The following is a 1,513-nucleotide window of genomic DNA, read 5'->3' as shown; positions in this document are numbered from 1 at the left end:
CACCACGACCGGCAACCTCCGCCCGGGTCAGCAGCTCTGGGTGTACGGGCGCGACCGCAGGCCGTGCCGGCGCTGCGGCACGCCGATCAGGCAGGGTGAACTGGGCGACAGCGAGCTGCAGCTGCGGGTCACCTACTGGTGCCCACACTGCCAGAAGTGACCGACCCCGACAGAACCGACAGAGAAGCAGGTGCTTGTCGCGCTTTTTTCACTGCCGAGAAGGAGCATGGGGAAGGTCATCGTCGAGATCCCCCGACCACAGCACTCCCTCTGCGTCAGCTCGGACGAAGTTAATTCCGTCGCCGAGAGGCTCTGAGATGCTCTCCTGAATCTCGGCCGCTCCTGAACGGGCATCGATTCCCAAGTCGGCGTCGAAGAATCGGCGTAGGCCGAGGACGAGATCAGGGTCGAAGCTACTCCGATAGATGACGGCGAGGTGCGCTGCCCCATCCACCCACGCAGCAAGAATTTCGGGGGTTCGGTCATCCGGCCCGATGTCCCGCGCCACGAAGTCGAAGAACAACGTCAAAATCCTCTGAGCCAAGTCTGTTTCGTGCAACATACCTCCTGGCAATGAGCTTTGCTCAATACTAGCATGAGGAGCACAATGAAACAGACGATCTTACGGGGCATCAGCGTCGTACTCACCACCCTCGGCCTGCTCGTCGGTGCAGCGGCACCGGCAGAAGCAGCCCAGCCCCCGAAGGGGTACCAGACCGACCAGGTGATGGCGACAGTTGAAAATCCTCGGTTGGGTAAGATTCTCCTGCGTCGCGGCTTCTGGGACGCGGACATTCAGCGAGGATTCGGGATGGATAAGGCGTGGCACAAGCACGCATTGACCTCCCGTGCAGCCCAGAAGGTGCTCCTCGGCTCCACGAATAACAAAAAACAATCGAATGGCAACTTCGATCTTCGGACGTACGTCGGCAAAGACGATTGCAAGGACCAGTGGAACTGCACCCTGAGAGAACAGATGCTCGTTCACGCGATTTTCGATCCGACGACCTATACCAGCTATCATGGCTGGCCGGTCAATGGCAAATTGGGCATGGTGACCGCCTATTGTGACAACAATGGCATCGAGAAGTGTCCGCGATGGGTGACCTACGCACTCACCAATCCCGGTAAAACGAATCCCTATCGTCTCAGCGGCGAGAGCACCGAGAAGTCCGGGCCGACTCCCCTGCCGGCGCCGGCGGAATCGACCCGACGATCGCAAGCCGACTCGCCCGTCCTCAAGTGGAGCTACAGCGAGCTGGCGCGGACGGTCACCAGGCCGTAGCGGCTCCATCACTCGTCACTGAGGACAGCGGACCTGGACTTCCGTTCACCGATCCTCACAGGTCTCGAGTTCGCTGTCGACGAGCACCCGCCCTGCCGAACCCGAGGGTGAGACTCCGCCTTCGCGGTCGGCAGGGACGGGCGAGAGACAGGGGAACGGTCGGGATTTCACCTCAAGGCCGCACCGAACGTGCTGCGGGCCAGCACGCCCGCAGCACCTGGCGAAGAG

The 1,513-nt window shown here is 61.3% G+C and carries 2 protein-coding genes and 1 pseudogene; 2 read left to right on the top strand and 1 reads right to left on the bottom strand.

Annotation, left to right across the window (positions count from 1 at the left end; genetic code table 11):
* Positions 1-160: pseudogene (locus ASF46_RS19670) on the top strand (Fpg/Nei family DNA glycosylase); the annotation flags it as partial.
* 48 nt (positions 161-208) lie between these two features.
* Here the strand turns inward: ASF46_RS19670 and ASF46_RS03795 are convergent.
* Positions 209-523 (bottom strand): hypothetical protein, encoded by a 315-nt coding sequence (locus ASF46_RS03795; protein ID WP_146168423.1) that lies wholly within the window; start codon positions 521-523, stop codon positions 209-211.
* Between the two features lie 84 nt (positions 524-607).
* Between ASF46_RS03795 and ASF46_RS19080 the strand changes: the two genes are divergently transcribed.
* Positions 608-1,285, top strand: coding sequence for a hypothetical protein (locus ASF46_RS19080; RefSeq protein ID WP_157602194.1), 678 nt, complete (start codon positions 608-610; stop codon positions 1,283-1,285).
* Positions 1,286-1,513: the final 228 nt, after the last annotated feature.

It is taken from the genome of Rathayibacter sp. Leaf296 (assembly GCF_001423045.1).
Lineage (GTDB): Bacteria > Actinomycetota > Actinomycetes > Actinomycetales > Microbacteriaceae > Rathayibacter > Rathayibacter caricis.
The sequence above is the reverse complement of the archived record's forward strand: the minus strand, read 5'-3'. Positions and strand labels throughout refer to the sequence as shown.

Coding starts and splice junctions, on each gene's coding strand:
- ASF46_RS19080 (WP_157602194.1), top strand. CDS start 608: ATGAAACAGACGATCTTACGGGGCATCAGCGTCGTACTCACCACCCTC.